This window comes from Paraburkholderia sp. 32 (assembly GCF_050435345.1).
In the GTDB taxonomy this organism is placed as follows: Bacteria; Pseudomonadota; Gammaproteobacteria; order Burkholderiales; family Burkholderiaceae; genus Paraburkholderia; species Paraburkholderia tuberum.
Map to the genome: position 1 here is coordinate 908,768 of NZ_JBNDKD010000001.1, position 13,702 is coordinate 922,469.

At 64.9% G+C, this 13,702-nt stretch carries 15 protein-coding genes; 11 read left to right on the plus strand and 4 right to left on the minus strand.

The window, feature by feature from the left end:
• Positions 1-50: 50 nt before the first annotated feature.
• The 3 genes from OKW26_RS04295 to OKW26_RS04305 all read right to left on the minus strand — a co-directional run bounded on the left by OKW26_RS04295 (position 51) and on the right by OKW26_RS04305 (position 2,738).
• Positions 51-410 (minus strand): DUF3564 domain-containing protein, encoded by a 360-nt coding sequence (locus OKW26_RS04295; RefSeq protein WP_184004683.1) that lies wholly within the window; start codon positions 408-410, stop codon positions 51-53.
• Positions 411-627: 217 nt separating this feature from the next.
• Positions 628-2,340, minus strand: a complete 1,713-nt coding sequence (locus OKW26_RS04300) for an acid phosphatase (RefSeq protein WP_429352785.1) — start codon at positions 2,338-2,340, stop codon at positions 628-630.
• Positions 2,341-2,441: 101 nt separating this feature from the next.
• Positions 2,442-2,738, minus strand: coding sequence for a hypothetical protein (locus OKW26_RS04305; protein WP_184057758.1), 297 nt, complete (start codon positions 2,736-2,738; stop codon positions 2,442-2,444).
• Positions 2,739-2,898: 160 nt separating this feature from the next.
• Here OKW26_RS04305 and OKW26_RS04310 point away from each other — a divergent pair, with 160 nt between their 5' ends.
• A complete protein-coding gene (locus OKW26_RS04310; RefSeq protein ID WP_184057760.1) occupies positions 2,899-3,873 on the plus strand; it encodes an IclR family transcriptional regulator in 975 nt (324 codons plus the stop codon).
• Between the two features lie 107 nt (positions 3,874-3,980).
• Here the strand turns inward: OKW26_RS04310 and OKW26_RS04315 are convergent, their stop codons facing one another.
• Entirely contained in the window at positions 3,981-5,054 is a 1,074-nt protein-coding gene (locus OKW26_RS04315; protein ID WP_184057762.1) for a porin, read from the minus strand.
• 443 nt (positions 5,055-5,497) lie between these two features.
• On the opposite strand from OKW26_RS04315, the gene OKW26_RS04320 reads away from it, so the two are divergent.
• From OKW26_RS04320 to OKW26_RS04365, 10 genes are read left to right on the plus strand one after another with little or no spacing between them, the layout of a single operon-like run.
• Positions 5,498-5,812, plus strand: coding sequence for a non-heme iron oxygenase ferredoxin subunit (locus tag OKW26_RS04320; protein WP_090808057.1), 315 nt, complete (start codon positions 5,498-5,500; stop codon positions 5,810-5,812).
• Position 5,813: 1 nt separating this feature from the next.
• A complete protein-coding gene (locus OKW26_RS04325) occupies positions 5,814-6,125 on the plus strand; it encodes a recombinase-like helix-turn-helix domain-containing protein (RefSeq protein ID WP_184057764.1) in 312 nt (103 codons plus the stop codon).
• Between the two features lie 48 nt (positions 6,126-6,173).
• Complete coding sequence (locus OKW26_RS04330) at positions 6,174-7,259, plus strand: aromatic ring-hydroxylating oxygenase subunit alpha (RefSeq protein ID WP_184057766.1); 1,086 nt, start codon at positions 6,174-6,176, stop codon at positions 7,257-7,259.
• Positions 7,252-8,019, plus strand: coding sequence for an SDR family oxidoreductase (locus OKW26_RS04335; RefSeq protein WP_184057768.1), 768 nt, complete (start codon positions 7,252-7,254; stop codon positions 8,017-8,019). Before OKW26_RS04330 ends, OKW26_RS04335 begins: the two co-directional genes overlap by 8 nt.
• Positions 8,020-8,045: 26 nt before the next feature.
• The gene (locus tag OKW26_RS04340) at positions 8,046-8,576 is read left to right on the plus strand and encodes a cupin domain-containing protein (protein ID WP_090808049.1); all 531 of its coding nucleotides are present in this window, start codon (positions 8,046-8,048) and stop codon (positions 8,574-8,576) included.
• A 49-nt stretch (positions 8,577-8,625) separates the two neighbouring features.
• The gene (locus OKW26_RS04345; RefSeq protein WP_429352786.1) at positions 8,626-9,531 is read left to right on the plus strand and encodes an alpha/beta fold hydrolase; all 906 of its coding nucleotides are present in this window, start codon (positions 8,626-8,628) and stop codon (positions 9,529-9,531) included.
• Positions 9,528-10,412, plus strand: coding sequence for an IclR family transcriptional regulator (locus OKW26_RS04350; RefSeq protein ID WP_184057774.1), 885 nt, complete (start codon positions 9,528-9,530; stop codon positions 10,410-10,412). The genes OKW26_RS04345 and OKW26_RS04350 overlap by 4 nt, the downstream gene beginning before the upstream one ends.
• Positions 10,412-11,221 (plus strand): SDR family oxidoreductase, encoded by an 810-nt coding sequence (locus tag OKW26_RS04355; RefSeq protein ID WP_184057776.1) that lies wholly within the window; start codon positions 10,412-10,414, stop codon positions 11,219-11,221. Before OKW26_RS04350 ends, OKW26_RS04355 begins: the two co-directional genes overlap by 1 nt.
• Entirely contained in the window at positions 11,214-12,872 is a 1,659-nt protein-coding gene (locus OKW26_RS04360; RefSeq protein ID WP_184057778.1) for a thiamine pyrophosphate-binding protein, read from the plus strand. Before OKW26_RS04355 ends, OKW26_RS04360 begins: the two co-directional genes overlap by 8 nt.
• Positions 12,865-13,695 (plus strand): aspartate dehydrogenase, encoded by an 831-nt coding sequence (locus tag OKW26_RS04365; RefSeq protein ID WP_184057780.1) that lies wholly within the window; start codon positions 12,865-12,867, stop codon positions 13,693-13,695. Before OKW26_RS04360 ends, OKW26_RS04365 begins: the two co-directional genes overlap by 8 nt.
• The last annotated feature ends 7 nt before the right edge of the window (positions 13,696-13,702 follow it).

Sequence of the window (13,702 nt, forward strand, 5' to 3'; positions counted from 1 at the left end):
AGCCGGAAGTTTCGACCGGAAAAGAGAAGCGCGACGAATCGCGCCAGAACTTAATTACCGAACACGCTGTTTTCAGCGCGCACTTTTTGACGATCCACCGCCTGCAAACGCCAGAAGCCGCTAGTCGCCTTGCGTGTTTGCAGCGCGGTCCATGCAGCGGCGCCTTGCGCGGCGCTCACTCGCTCCTTGCGATCGACGTGCAGACCGCGCAACGTACAAAGCGGCGCGTCGGCGCTCGGTGCGCACAACGTGGTCACGCCGTTTTCGTCGCGCAGTTCGCCCCATGGGGGCAGGTCGATCCCTTGATGCGCTTCTCTCGACCACCGATGTTCATCGGTATCGAGCCAGAGCACAGCGTAATCATGGCTTACGGTGGGATCGGAACCGTTAATCAGGATGGTCAGTCGCATATCAGTTCCGTTCATAAATTGCGAAGCGCCTTATCAGTCTAGGCGGCGCGGCGCTTTATGCAAGACAAAGGCATGATGTGCGAATGGAAAATCAAGTCGCCAAAAGGTGTGGCGAGGTACGGTGAATCCTTACTGCGCCGCGGCGTACGCGATATGCATGCAGTAACGACCACATGCAGACCGCGAGCCGCGACAAATCAACGCAGCCGAGAGGCGCTCAAGCGAGATCGAGCGAAGCGGTCAGATCGCCGAGCGGCGCGAGTCCGTTGCTTGCGAATGCCTTGTCGCGCGCGACCACGCCATCGAGTGGCGCGAGTCCATGCACACGGTTAATGAAACGCAGAATCGAGTTCGTGTCGTACACCGTGTGATCGACATAAGCCTTCTTCGCCAGCGGCGAGATCACGAGCGCGGGAACGCGCGAACCCGGACCCCAGCGATCGCCGATCGGCGGCGCGACGTGGTCCCACCAACCGCCGTTCTCGTCGACGGTGACGATCACGACCGTGTTCTGCCATTGCGGGCCGCGCTGGATGTGCTCGATCAGCGTCGCGATGTGGCGGTCGCCCGAGGCGACGTCCGCATAGCCCGCGTGCATGTTCAGGTCGCCCTGCGGTTTATAGAACGTCACGGTCGGCAAACGTCCCGCGTCGATGTCGGCAATCAGGCGATTGGTCGACGCGTCGTTGCCCATGCCGCCGTCGCGCAGATAGCGGCGGCGCGCGGCGGTGCCCGGCGCGTAATTGGCGAAGTAGTTAAACGGCTGATGGTGGTACTGGAAGTCGGGCATCGACCCCGTATCGCGATGATCGAGCGCGAATTGCCACGCGCCGCTGTACCACGCCCAGTCGATGCCCTTGCCGGTCAGCCGGTCGCCGATCGTCGCGTAATTCTGCGGCGGCATTACCCGCGGGTTCGACGGATCCGCGAAAGCCGGGTCGCCGCCTTCGGCCGGACGCACGCTGCTGGGCTGATACGGCGGCGCCATCGTGTTGACTGCGTAGCCGTCGGCGGTGAAAGCGCCGTCATTGACGAACTTCGGCGGACCGTCGAGCGCCGACGCGGGCGAATTGGGCGCGAGCTTCAAACGGGTGCCGGTCGGATCGTCGCCTTCCACGACCGACACCATCTTCTTCGCCGGACTGTTGTGAATGTCCGGATAGTAGGGCGCCTGCGCCGAGATCAGGAAGATATGGTTCAGCCACGAGCCGCCGAAGGCGGCCATGAAGAAGTTGTCGCACAGCGTGTACTGCTGCGCGAGATTCCACAGACGCAGCGTGTCGGCGGAATTGCGGTAGTGCCCCATCACAAGGCCGCCGGAATCGCCCCACGCGGCGAACTGGTTGTTGCGCCCCGCGTTGATCTGCATCTGGTTCTGATAGAAGCGATGGATGAGGTCGCGCGTGATCACGCCGGTCGGCAGCGGCGCGCCGTGCGCATCGACGATGCGGAACGGCCGGTTGCGCAGATGATCGAGATCCTTTTCGCCGATCATGTAGCGCTTGCCGTCCACTTCCTGCGCCTGCGGCACGAGCCCGCCCCAGATCGCCGGCAGCCGCGGCAGCGGCGTCTTGCCATCGCGGTCGAGCTGGACGTATTGCTCGGCGGTGACCGCGTCGAGCGGATGCTGGACGCCCGGGTAGTTGCCGTACAGGTTCGCGAAGCTGCGATTCTCCGCGTAGATCACCACGATGTTCTTCACCTGATCGTGCAGCGCAGCGTCGAGCCGCAAGTCGGCGGCGTTGCGCGGCGGCCCGTTGCCCACGAGTCCCTCGCCTGTTTTGCAGCCGGTCAGCGCAAGGCCGAGGCCGACCACCGCGAGACCGGTCAGTACGCGCCGGCGTTCGGGATCGTCGGGGGCGTCGTTGGTGTGATCGCTTGAATCGGGGTTGTCCAGTTTCGGCGGCAGGTGAGGATCGTGGTCGGTCATCGGTGAGTTCCGAAGGAGACGTGACGGTCGCATCGGCGCCGCTCGAAGCGGCGCGCGCGACACCGGTTACGGGTCCGCCGAGGGCGGCAGGCCTCACGGCTTTACGGCAGCCGACGCTTGACGCGCCAACTGTGATGCGTGGCATCGACGGCCAATAGTAGCCAGTGCCGTGCGTCGATCGGATGACGTTTTTGCGTCGCATAACGGTCGACGGTCAATTCGAGTTCGTCATGTGCGCGCCGATGGCAGGTGGCGTGCGCACCGGAACCGTCCGCGAATTCGACGCGCGCCTCGGCGACGTTTGACGCGCAGGCCGGCTCGGGAAGATTCGCGATGCGCACCGCGCAGCCCGGATAAAGATGCGAGTCGGCAACCTGAATCTGGACCGCGCTGGACATGACGTGGCCTCCTACGCTTGGGCGGCGCGAGCGAGCGGCTGGAATACACCGCGCCGCCGGACCGGATCAAAGCATAGCACCGCGCATGGCCGATTCGCCGCATGCTTCGCGCTATCATCCTGAATTGAACCCGATGAACCGCATAGAGACGGCAGCCAAGATGGCAAAAGAAGAGCAGACAGGAGTGGGACGCAGGCAGGCCAAACCGCGTGCGGCGGCAGCCTCCGCGGCACAACACGAACCGGCGCAGTCGCACGCGCAAAGCGCGGACATGCCCGCTTCCGCCGCCGACGACGACAGCGCCGGCGGCTCCACATATCTGGTGCCGGGCCTCGAACGCGGCCTGCGCATCCTCGCCGAATTCAGCGCGCGCGAGCCGGTGCTCGGCGCGCCGGAGTTATCGAAGCGGATCGGCATCCCGCGCACCACCACGTTTCGTTTACTACAAACGCTCGAAGCGCTCGGCTTCCTCGAACGCGTCAACGGGGACCGCTATTTCCGGCTCAGCGTCGCGGTGCTGCGGCTCGGCTTCGAGTATCTGAGTTCGCTCGAGCTGACCGACGTCGGCACGCCGATTCTCGAACGCCTGCGCGACGCGACCGGGCTCAGCACGCATCTGCTGATCCGCGATCAGCGCGACGTCGTATTTGTCGCGAAGGCGCAGACGCACGAGCCGATGTACAGCTCGGTCAAGGTGCACGTCGGCACGCGCCTGCCCGCGCATGCAACGGTGCATGGCCAGGTGCTGATGGGCGATCTGAGCTTCGAGGAGTTGCGCCAGCTGTATCCGGAGCCGCAGCTCGAACGCTTCACCGAGCGCACGCCGGCGACCGTCGAAGAACTGTATGGACGGGTGCGCGAGAGCGCGGCGCTTGGCTATGCGGTCAGCGAGGCGTCGTTCGAGCGGGGGATTTCGGTGGTGAGCGCGCCGGTGCGTGACCAGAGCGGTAAGATCGCTGCCGCGTTGACGGTGACGATCCCACGTTCGGATATTGGCGAGACCGCCGAGCGCGAGCCGCTGATCATCGCCGTATGCCAGGCGGCGCTGGAGTTGTCCGAGCGCCTGAGCTATCGCCCGAGGCCGGACGATCCGACCGCGATGCAGGCGCGCCGCAGATCGGTTGCCGCGCATTGAGTGCGCGCTGATTTCACGGTGCTACTACTTCCAATACTTATTTCATATCTGTCGGCGAGTCCTGCTGCATTGCACATCCGGACTCGCCGTGTCACGTCGTCAAATCATCAGAACGAGTGATGGATGCCGCTCAGGACGATCGCCTGATTACGGCCGCTCGATACGCCCGCGGTGAAGAACGCCGCGTCGGTGTTCGAACCCGCGCGCTGATACAGCGCGTTGATATACACCTGCGTCGACTTCGACAGCGCATAGATGTTGCCGATCATGAACTGCGTCCAGCGATGGCCGGCCAGCGTCGTCGTCGCGGCGCCGCCTGCGATCGTGTTGAACGGCGTGACCTGCCAGTTTGCGCCAGCGTCGTAGCTCTGATAGGTGTCCGAGTGACCGGCGCTTTCGAGCTTCACGCGGGTGTACAGGCCGTGTACGAGCACACTGCCGAACTGGTACGACAGGCCCAGGCCCATGTTCTGCAGGTTGTCGGCCGTGTAGGTCGCGGCGGGCTGACCCTGGAAGGTCGTGATGCCGGTCGTCACGATAGACGGCGTGCGGTTGTTCTCGTTCGAATAGCTTGCGCCTGCCTTGAAGCCGCCGTTGGCGTACGTCGCCGCAAAGCCATACGAGCGGCCGATCGCGAAGTTGGTCTGATTGCCGAGGCCCATCATCGCGCCGAAGGTGAAGCCGTCGAACGATGCCGAACGGAATTTCGCCGAGTTGTCGTAGGGCACGACCGCGGTGTTGGCGAGCGCGTCGATGTTGCCCGGGTGGAACGCGTACCAGCTCGCCGCCTGGTAGCCGGTGCTGAACGGGCCGAGCACGTCGAAGCTGAACGGCGTCTGATGACCGAAGCTCAGCGTACCGATCCGGTCGGAAGCGAGACCGACGTAAGCCTGACGGTTGAACAGCACGCCCGCTTTCGCCATCGCGCCCGTGTTCGTATAGAAGCCGTTTTCGAGCTGGAACACCGCCTTCAGGCCATTACCCAGATCTTCGACGCCCTTCAGGCCCCAACGGTCAGGCTGCATGTTGCCCTGTTCCTGAATCCACTTCGAACTGCCGCCCACGTTGCTGATGTACGCGACACCGGCATCGAGGCTGCCATATAGCGTCACGCTGCTCTGCGCCCACGCGCCCGTGGTCATGCAAGCTGCCGTCAAACCGGCCGCAATGATTTGCTTCACCGTTGGTCCTCCTGATCAAACGACGTAGACACTCGCCGAATGCGCCGTCCTTGATCTGTTCTCTGGGGTTAATTCCGTTCTGGTTTCTGCGCCAGAACCACATCGGTCCTACGTTATGCGTTCCACCTATGGACATACGTATCGCCTATGGAAAGTATAGTGAAGCTGAGATCATCCAAAATAGATTTTGAGATCGGTACAAACCCGTGGTTGCCGATCGTCCCCCGTCTGGGATTCCGGCTAGGCCATGCTTGACGAAGGCCCGCGTGGATTGGGGCTGTGCGCGCGGCATGGCATGCCGATGTGTGCCAAAAACGACAGTCGGTGTTTTCCCCTAAGAGCTCATTTTTTTATTTTCTCGGCGTAGACCGACTCCTATAATCGACCATACACGAACTGCTGTTCCTTATATGGAACATAAAGGTCCAAGGAGAACGTGAGAAATGACCGAACCATGGCGCTGTGCCGGACATGCCGGTGACCTGTCCGAAGACTCCCCGCTCGAGTTCAAGCTCGACGGCACGGAGATCGGCATCTACAAGGTGGGCGACGAGATCTACGCGATGGAAAACGTCTGCCCCCACGCGTACGCGTTGCTGACGCAGGGCTTCGTCGACGGCGACACCGTCGAATGTCCGCTGCACGAAGCCGTGTTCCATATCCCGACCGGCAAGTGCCTGAAAGAGCCGGGCGGCCGCGACCTGAAGATGTACTCGGTACGTCTCGCAGGCGAAGAAATCCAGATCAAGGTGGAATGACATGCGAGAGATAGCCGTGAATTTCAATCCCTTCCTGAAGCCGTGGCTCGCGCCGCAACCGAACAACGTCGCAGGCAAGGGCGTGATCGAGAAGCCGGGCGAGAGCAGCAACATGGTCTGGCAGAACCGCAAGGCCGAGCCGACCCAGTACGAAAACGACTTTGGCGATGCGCTCGAGCGCGTTTTCGAAGCCGGCGCGACGGAACTGCAGGAGGTCGCCGACGGCTTGAACCGCGACGGTTTCCGCACCCCGGAGGGCACTCAGTGGAACGCCGAGCGCCTGGCCGCCGAATTCCGTCAGCTCGCCGACTAGGCGCGCTTTTCCGAACAGGTTTCATCGCATTCGTACTGGAGTCTCCTCATGACGTCCCCCACTACAACTGAAGGCACGGCTGATCCGGTCAAGTCGTATCTGGACCGCGGCCTGCGCAACTACTGGTATCCCGTCGCGCCGAGCTGGCAGGTCGGCAACGCGCCGATCGGCGTCACGCGTCTCGGCGACCAGATCGTGCTGTGGCGCGATAGCGAGGGCAAAGTCCACGCACTCGAAGACCGCTGCCCGCACCGCGGCGCGCGTCTGTCGCTCGGCTGGAACCTCGGCGATCGCGTCGCGTGCTGGTATCACGGCGTCGAAGTGAACGGCAGCGGCACCGTCATCAACGTGCCGGCCGTGTCGAGCTGTCCGCTCGAAGGCAAGACCTGCGTGAAGTCGTACCCGGCCGAAGAACACGCCGGCGCGATCTTCCTGTGGTTCGGGGACGACGCGCACCAAGAACCGGCGCCGCTAGTGCTGCCTGACGAACTCGTTGGCGAGGAATACGCAAGTTTCCTGTGCATGTCGAACTGGAAGTGCAATTACCAGTACGCGATCGACAACGTGATGGACCCGATGCACGGCGCCTATCTGCACGCGACGTCGCACTCGATGGCCGAAGGCGACAAGCAGGCCGAGATGCGCGTGCGCAAGACCGAAACCGGTCTGATCTTCGAGAAGATCGGCCAGCGCGACGTGAACTTCGACTGGGTCGAACTCGGTGACACCGGCGCGCTGTGGATGCGTCTCGCGATTCCGTACAAGAAGAAGTTCGGACCGGGCGGCAACTTCGGCATCATCGGCTTCGCGGTTCCGGTCGATGGCGACAACTGCCAGGTTTACTTCTGGCGCACCCGCAAGGTGCAGGGCTGGCAGCGCGACGCATGGCGCTTCCTGTATCGCAACCGCCTCGAAGGTCTGCACTGGGACGTGCTCGAGCAGGACCGCTACGTCCTCGAAAGCCTCGCCCCGAACGCGCGCGATCACGAGTTCCTCTATCAGCATGACGTCGGCATGACGCGTGTGCGCCGCATGCTGCGTCAACGCGCGCAGCAGGATCTCGCCGCGCTCGAAGCGCATCGCGCGGCCAACGCGACGCCCGCCGCCAACGAAGCCGGTCACAGCCATGCATAACGACGCACTCGCAGCGCTCAAGGGCCGGCGCGTCCTCGTGACGGGCGGCGCGCGCGGTCTCGGCGCGGCGTTCGTCCGTGCGCTCGTCGAAGCTGGTGCACAGGTCGTGTTCGGAGACGTGCTGCACGACGAAGGCCGCGCGCTCGCGGCATCGCTGCGCGAGCAGGGCCACGCGGCAACTTATCTGCCGCTCGACCTCGCCGATCCGGCCAGCGTCAAGCAGTTCGCGCAAGAGGGCGCGGCCCAGCTCGGCGGTCTCGACGCGCTGATCAACAACGCGGCGATCACGAACTCCGGCGGCAAGTTCGCGGACGAGCTGTCCGTTCAAACGTGGGACGCCGTGATGAACGTCAACGTACGCGGCACCTGGCTGATGAGCACCGCCGCGCTGCCGTATCTGCGCGAATCGGGCCGCGGCGCCGTCGTCAACATCGCGTCGGACACGGCGATGTGGGGCGCGCCGAAGCTGCTCGCGTATGTGGCGAGCAAGGGCGCCGTGATCTCGATGACCCGCTCGCTCGCGCGCGAATTCGGCGCGTACGGCGTGACCGTCAACGCGATCGCGCCGGGCTTGACCGAAGTGGAGGCAACCGCGTACGTGCCCGCCGAGCGTCATCAGTATTACCTGCAAGGCCGCGCGCTCGCGCGCGCACAAGTGCCCGACGATGTGACCGGGCCGGTGCTGTTTCTGTTGTCCGATGCCGCTCGCTTTGTGACCGGCCAGCTGCTGCCGGTCAACGGCGGCTTCGTGATGAATTGATCTTGTCGAATCGAAAGGAGAAAGAGATGGCGGACGCCGACAACGAACGCAAATCCTGGGACCAACCTGCGGACGCAAGCTTCCAGCAATGGCTGGACAGCCGCGTCGCACGCCTGGAGACGCGTCGCTACGACTGGGACGCGCTGAAGTTCCAGGCCGACTACGACCCGAAGTATCGCCGTGCGCAGATGCGCTATGTCGGTACCGGCGGTACCGGCGTCGCGAAGGACATGAACACGGTGCCCGCAGGCAACTTCACGTTCTCGACGATGGTGATCCCGGCCGGCAACATCGGCCCGAGCCATATTCATACGGATGTCGAAGAAATATTTTTCGTGCTGCGCGGCAAGATGAAAGTGATCTGCGAGCGTGACGGCGAGACGTGGGAAGCGGTGCTCGGCGAGCGTGACCTGATCTCGGTGCCACCCGGCGTGTACCGCACGGAAGTCAACATCGGCGAGGAAGACGCGCTGATGTGCGTGATGCTCGGTTCGCCGAAGCCGATCACGCCGACGTATCCGCCGGATTCGCCGCTCGCGAAGATCAAGCGCGGCTAACGCGCTGCCACGCCGTCCACGTCGTTCCACTTCACCCGCGAAGGAAATCATGTCCGCAGTCCCGTCCGTCAACGCCGAACAGCTTGCCGCGCTCGAAGCGCGTCTCACACGCTATCCGGCGCAGCAAGGCAGCCTCGCCGTGCAACGCGTGCTCAGCTATCGCGAAGTCGATCGCGCTGGCCACGACGCGCTGCCGCTCGTGTTGCTGCACGGCATCGGTTCGGGCGCGGCTTCGTGGGTGGAGCAGTTCGACGCGCTCGGCGCGACGCGCCGTGTGCTGGCCTGGGACGCGCCGGGGTATGGCGCTTCCTCGCCGGTCGCGGCAGCTTCGCCAGTTGCGCAGGATTACGCAGTCGTACTGAAGGAATGGCTCGACGCGCTCGGCATCGAACGCTGCGTGCTGGTCGGGCACTCGCTCGGCGCGATCGTCGCCGGCGCGTTTGCCGCCGCGCATCCCCGCTATCTGGCGGGTCTGTTGCTGCTGTCGCCCGCGGGCGGCTACGGTGCGGCCGCGCCCGAGGTGCGCGACGCCAAACGCGATCAACGGCTCGCGATGCTGAACGAACTGGGGCCCCAGGGTCTCGCCAACACGCGCAGCGCAAACATGCTGTCCGTCCACGCGAGCGACGACGCACGCGCATGGGTCCGCTGGAACATGTCACGAGTGATGCCGCATGGCTACGCGCAGGCCACGCATCTGCTCGCCAACGCGGATCTCGCGGCCGACCTCGCGCGCTACGACGGTCGCGTGAACGTCGCGGTCGGCGCCGAAGACACGATCACGACGCCCGAGGCCTGCGAAAAGATCGCTCTGGCCGCGCGGACCCGCCTGCAGACCGTGCCGCGCGCGGGCCACGCCGGCTATATCGAAGCACCCGCCGCGTACACCACGATCATCGATACGTTCAGCCGCGCAAGCGACAGCCCATTGAGCCAAAGCGGAGCCAATCAATGACGCCCGACACTCTTGACGCCGACCGCGACCTCGCCGCCGACGGCAACGAAACGAGCAGCGATTCGGGCTACCGTGTGCCCGGTCTCGAACGCGGCTTGAAGATCCTGATGGAGTTCTCGCCGCGCGAGCCGGTGCTCGGCGCACCGGAGCTGTCGCGGCGCCTGAGCATTCCACGCACGACGGTGTTCCGTCTGCTGCAGACGCTCGAATTCCTCGGCTTTCTCGAACGCGCCGACAAGGACCGCAACTATCGCCTCGGCGTCGCGGTGCTGCGGCTCGGTTTCGAATATCTGAGCTCGCTCGAACTGACCGATCTCGGTCTGCCGATCATCGAAAAGCTGCGCGACGAGACCGGCCTCACGAGCCACATCGTGATTCGCGATGCACGCGACGTCGTGTTCGTCGCGAAGGCGCAAAGCCATGCGCCGATTTTCAGTTCGGTGAAGGTCAACGTCGGCACGCGCCTGCCCGCGCATGCGACGACCCATGGCCAGGTGCTGATGGGCGATCTGACGTTCGAGGAACTGAAGAAGCTCTATCCGGAGCCGGAACTCGAGCGCTTCACGACGCAGACGCCGGCCACGGTCGACGACCTGTACGAACGGATTCGCGACGACGCGCGGCGCGGCTTCGCGATCAGCGAGTCTTCGTTCGAGCGTGGCATTTCGGTGGTCAGCGCGCCGGTGCGTAACGACTCGCGCCGCATCGTCGCGGTGATCACGACGACGATTCCGCGCCGCGAGATCGATGCATCGCTGCTCGACGGCGGTCTCGTCGACAAGGTGCGCCGCGCGGCCGACGAGCTGTCGCAGCGGCTCAATTACCGGCCGAAGTCTGGGCCGAATAGCGGCAACAAGTACATGAAGGCACTGGGGCTCTGATGATCCAAATCGATTTGACCGGACAGGTAGCGGTGGTGACGGGCGGTTCGTCCGGCATCGGCCTCGCAACCGCCGAACTGTTTTTGCGCGCCGGCGCTTCCGTCGCGATCTGCGGCCGTGACAGCGAGCGGCTCGCCCAGGCGCAAGCCGCGCTCACGAAGAAGTATTCCGGCGCGCAACTGCTCGCGCAGCGCTGCGACGTGCTCGACGCCGACGAAGTCAACGCGTTCGCGCAGGCGGTGCAGCAGCGCTTCGGCCGCACCGACATGCTGATGAACAACGCGGGCCAGGGCCGCGTGTCGACCTTCGCCGATACGACCGACGAGGCCTGGCGCGAGGAACTCGACCTCAAGTACTTCGGCGTGATCCGCCCGACCCGCGCGTTCCTGCCGATGCTGCGCGACACGGCCGGCGCCGGCCGCAACGCGGCGATCGTCAACGTGAACTCGCTGCTCGCGCTACAGCCGGAGCCGCATATGGTGGCGACGTCGTCGGCGCGCGCGGGCCTGCTGAGCCTGACGAAGTCGCTCGCGGTCGAACTGGCGCCGCAGCGCGTGCGCGTCAATTCGATCCTGATCGGCATCGTCGAATCGGGTCAATGGCGCCGCCGTTATGCCACCCAGGCCGAGCTCGGACAGAGCTGGGAAGACTGGACCGGCGAACTCGCGCGCAAGAAAAACATCCCGCTCGGCCGCTTCGGCCGTCCCGAAGAAGCCGCACAGGCGCTCTTTTATCTGGCTACCCCGCTGTCGTCGTACACGACTGGCAGTCACATCGATGTTTCTGGAGGCGTTGCACGACATGTCTAACAAAACCACCGTTGGCGAACTGATCGCCGCCTTTCTCGAGCAATGCGGCGTTAAAACCGCCTTCGGCGTGATCTCGATCCACAACATGCCGATCCTCGACGCAATCAACACGCGCGGCAAGATCCGTTATGTCGGCGCGCGTGGCGAAGCCGGCGCGGTGAACATGGCTGACGGCCTCGCCCGCGTCTCCGGCGGCCTCGGCGTCGCTTTTACGAGCACCGGCACCGCCGCGGGCAACGCGGCGGGAGCGATGGTCGAAGCGCTGACGGCGGGCACGGCACTGCTGCACGTGACCGGCCAGATCGAAACCGATTATCTCGATCAGGACCTCGCGTACATCCACGAGGCACCGGATCAGCTGTCGATGCTGCAATCGATCTCGAAGGCCGCGTTCCGCGTGCGCTCGGTCGAAACCGCGTTGCCGACGATCCGCGAAGCCGTGCGCGTCGCGCAAGCCGCGCCGAGCGGCCCGGTCAGCGTCGAGATTCCGATCGACATCCAGGCCGCCGAAGTCGAATGGCCGAGCGATCTCGGCGCCCCGCACGTGAGTACGCTCACGCATTGCAAGGACCGCGTCGCGCAACTCGCGCAGCACCTGACGAAGGCGAAGCGCCCGCTGTTGTGGCTGGGCGGCGGCACGCGCCACGCGCGCGCGGCGGTCGAACGTCTGGTCGCGCTCGGCTTTGGCGTCGTGACCAGCGTGCAGGGTCGCGGCGTGCTGCCCGAAGATCACCCGGCCACGCTCGGCGCGTTCAACGTGCACCCGGCAGTCGAAAGCTTCTACAAGACCTGCGACGCGCTCGTCGTGGTCGGCTCGCGTCTGCGTGGCAATGAAACGCTGAAGTACAAGCTCGCGCTGCCGCAGCCGCTGTATCGCATCGACGCCGACGCGCTCGCCGACAACCGCGGCTATCGCAACGACATGTTCATCCACGGCGACGCCGCCGCGGTGCTCGACGAACTCGCGACGCTGCTCGAAGGCAAGCTGAAGATCGATCCGGCGTTCGCGCAAGACCTGGCCGCCGCGCGCGAAAGCGCGGTCGCCGACGTCAGCAAGGGTCTTGGGCCCTACAAGCGTCTCGTCGACGCGCTGCAGGAAGCCGTGGGCCGCGACTACAACTGGGTGCGCGACGTCACGATCTCGAACAGCACGTGGGGCAACCGCCTGCTGAAGATCTTCACGCCGCGCGCTGGCGTGCACGCGCTCGGCGGCGGCATCGGCCAGGGTATGCAAATGGGTATCGGCGCGGCGCTCGCGGGCAACGCTGCGAAAACTGTGGCCCTGTGCGGCGACGGTGGCCTGATGGTCAACGTCGGCGAACTCGCGACGGCCGTGCAGGAAAACGCCAACGTGATGATCGTGCTGATGAACGACCAGTGCTACGGCGTGATCCGCAACATTCAGGACGCGCAGTACGGCGGCCGCCGCTGCTACGTGCAACTGCATCAGCCGGATTTCGCGCAGTTCTGCGAAAGCCTGAAGCTCACGCACTACCGCATCAAGTCGCTCGACGACGCCGCCGCGATCATCCGCGAAGGCATGGCGAAGACGGGGCCGGTGCTGGTCGAAGTGGACATGCTGTCGGTCGGATCGTTCGCGACCGCGTTCGCGGGCCCGCCGGTCAAGAAAGAGGAGCCGCAACATGCATGAGGCCGGCTACGCGGGACATCACGCGCCCATCGACATCGCGATGATCGGCTTCGGCGCGATCGGCCAGGCGGTGTACCGCTCGGTCGCCGCCGATCCGGCGGTGCGCGTGTCGCATGTGATCGTGCCTGAAAGTCATGTGGCGTCGGTGCGTGAAGTGGTGGGCGCGAGCGTCGACGTGGTGTCGTCGGTGGCGGCGCTGAGCACGAAGCCGCAGTTCGCGCTCGAATGCGCGGGCCACAGCGCGCTCGTCGCTCACGTCGTGCCGTTGCTGAAGGCGGGCACCGATTGTGCGGTCGCGTCGATCGGCGCGCTGTCCGATGTCGGGCTGCTCGATGCGCTCGCGGCCGCGGCCGATCAAGGCGACGCGACGGTCACGCTGCTGTCGGGCGCGATCGGCGGTGTCGACGCGATCTCGGCGGCGCGCTTCGGCGGTCTCGACGAAGTGCTGTACACGGGCCGCAAGCCGCCGGTCGGCTGGCTCGGCACGCCGGCCGAAGCGGTTTGCGATCTGGCCACGCTCGCCGAAGAGAAAGTGATTTTCGAGGGCAGCGCGCGCGAAGCCGCGCGGCTCTATCCGAAGAACGCGAACGTCGCCGCGACGATCGCGCTCGCGGGCCTCGGCCTCGACAACACGGCAGTGCGATTGATCGCCGATCCGAACGTGACGCGCAACGTGCATCGCATCGTCGCGCGGGGCGCGTTCGGCGAGATGGCGCTCGAAATGAGCGGCAAGCCGCTGCCGGACAACCCGAAGACGTCCGCGCTGACCGCCTATAGCGCGATCCGCGCACTGCGCAATCGCGCGGCGCGCTGCGTGATCTAAGACCCGT